This is a genomic window from Bartonella sp. OC68QHHN (assembly GCF_042193875.1).
GTDB classification, from domain to species: Bacteria; Pseudomonadota; Alphaproteobacteria; order Rhizobiales; family Rhizobiaceae; genus Bartonella; species Bartonella grahamii_A.
The window spans coordinates 1-1,873 of the sequence record NZ_JBHIME010000052.1 but is presented as its reverse complement, the minus strand read 5'-3'; the positions used below and the strand labels follow the sequence as shown (position 1 = coordinate 1,873).

Below are 1,873 nucleotides of genomic sequence, written 5' to 3'. Positions count from 1 at the left end.
CCTTAAGTTTTGCTGTTTGTGATGATCAACAAACCGCCATCTTTGCCTTGGCTTGAAATGGCGGGATTGTTTCCTCAACCAACCATTTCAATATTGTTCACCGTTGTTTTAAGCAGCGGTGACAGAAAATATCAACAGGCTTATGAACTGTTTTATCGTAAATAAATCCATTGAAAGAGGGGAAAAATGAAGAAAATCTTAAAAATATTGAGTTGCATGGCTCTGTTAAGTATAGCTGGATGTGAGTATAAAGCTGAGGTTCCCTTATCAGCTTGGGAATTATGGGATAAGCCTGGTGCAAATACAATTGATATAGGGAAAGCGCTGTTAGAATGTGGCATGCCAACACCTTATAATCGTGATGAATACAACAGAAAGTTAGACGGAAATGCGAACGCATTAATTGAAGCTTGCATGGTTCAAGCAGGTTTTAGATATAAATCCGGATATTTGAGTTCGTGTGAGTTTTTTGATGCTCGTTTTCCGATTTGTCATTCAGGTGCTGTCATTCCTCAAAGAAGTGTTAAGAAACGCCTGAACAGCCCCCATTGTAAAAGAAATAGAAACAAGCCTGAATGTCTACCGTAGTTTTTTGATGATGGTATGATTAAGAGTAATCTTTAGTTTTTTTATCTTTTGCATAAGTGTGTGGGCCAATTGTATCGGCACTCAACATGTTTCAAATTGATATGGACAGAGGAATATAAAACATCGACAAGCTTATAAGCAATCTTATCATAAAAAATCATTGAAGGAGAGAAAAAATGAAAGCAACTTTAAAGTTATTGAGTGGATTGGCTTTGCTTATTATAGCTGGATGTTTTCCAGGTCCTTACCAGGCTGTGGATGTATTAGAGAAGCTAGGAGAAGATAAGATTGAGATTAAAAAAGCACTATTAGAATGTGGAATGCTGAATCCTCATGATGATTATATGATGGATTATAGAGAGTTAAGTATAAATGCGAATACATCTATTTATGCATGTCTAACCCAAGCAGGTTTTCATAGTAAATTAGGAGGGAAGTGGAGAGATCGGTGTAGAAATTATAATGCCGAAGATCTTCCGATTTGTGTGCCAGGTGCTGTCATTCCAAAACGAAGTGTCAAGAAGCGTTTAAATAGCGCTTATTGCCAAAAATATAAAAATAAACCAGAATGCCAACCTTAAGCACTGCTAGTGATGATCAACAATCTGCCATCCTTGCCTTCACTTGGAATGGCGCGATTGTTTCCTCAATCCGTCATCTCAATATTGTTCACCGTTGTTTTAAGCAGCGGTGACAGAAAATATCAACAGGTTTATGAGCTGTTTTATCGTAAATAAATCCATTGAAAGAGGGGAAAAATGAAGAAAATCTTAAAACTGTTGAGTTGTATAGCTCTGTTAAGTATCACTGGATGTGTTAATTCAATTCCCTCACTTTCTCCAGCATTATGGAGAAATAAAATACTTTTAGAATGTGGAGTACCGGACCTTAATAAGGTTGTGGCGCTAGATTTGAATCAATTTGCCAGTATTGAAATGTGTATGGCGCAATCAGGTTTTCGCCCTAGCTTTACAATACAAGAATGGTGTGAAAATCATAAATCAGACAACCTTCCCATATGTCGTCCTGGTGCTGTCATGCCTCAGCGAAGTGTTGAGAGACGCTTAAATAGCCCTTATTGTAAAAAGCATTCAGAACAACTTGAATGCAAACCTTAGGTCTTGCTTTAGCAGAGAAAGCCTTGAATTTACACCAAATAAAGCTCTAGGGTGATAAGCTTGAGAAAGCCTTGTCCGTCCCTTACGTGACAAGGTTTTCTTTTTATGCCGCGTCGTTATAACGTTGCTGTTTTGCTTGCTCGATGACATTCAAAAGATCCGATTGT

The 1,873-nt window shown here is 37.7% G+C and carries 5 protein-coding genes; all 5 read left to right on the top strand.

Features of this window, described 5'->3' with window-relative positions; all coding sequences use genetic code 11:
- The first annotated feature begins 21 nt into the window (after positions 1-21).
- The 5 genes from ACFIJ0_RS06535 (at position 22) to ACFIJ0_RS06515 (ending at position 1,706) form a co-directional block, all read left to right on the top strand.
- Positions 22-165 (top strand): hypothetical protein, encoded by a 144-nt coding sequence (locus ACFIJ0_RS06535; RefSeq protein WP_375644219.1) that lies wholly within the window; start codon positions 22-24, stop codon positions 163-165.
- Positions 166-186: 21 nt separating this feature from the next.
- On the top strand, positions 187-588 hold the full coding sequence (locus tag ACFIJ0_RS06530) for a hypothetical protein (RefSeq protein WP_208434748.1): 402 nt from the start codon (positions 187-189) through the stop codon (positions 586-588).
- Between the two features lie 176 nt (positions 589-764).
- Positions 765-1,169, top strand: a complete 405-nt coding sequence (locus ACFIJ0_RS06525; protein WP_026500686.1) for a hypothetical protein — start codon at positions 765-767, stop codon at positions 1,167-1,169.
- Positions 1,157-1,282: a hypothetical protein gene (locus tag ACFIJ0_RS06520; RefSeq protein ID WP_375644217.1), complete on the top strand. Its 126-nt coding sequence runs from the start codon at positions 1,157-1,159 to the stop codon at positions 1,280-1,282. Before ACFIJ0_RS06525 ends, ACFIJ0_RS06520 begins: the two co-directional genes overlap by 13 nt.
- A gap of 64 nt (positions 1,283-1,346) precedes the next feature.
- The gene (locus ACFIJ0_RS06515) at positions 1,347-1,706 is read left to right on the top strand and encodes a hypothetical protein (RefSeq protein WP_208433114.1); all 360 of its coding nucleotides are present in this window, start codon (positions 1,347-1,349) and stop codon (positions 1,704-1,706) included.
- Positions 1,707-1,873: the final 167 nt, after the last annotated feature.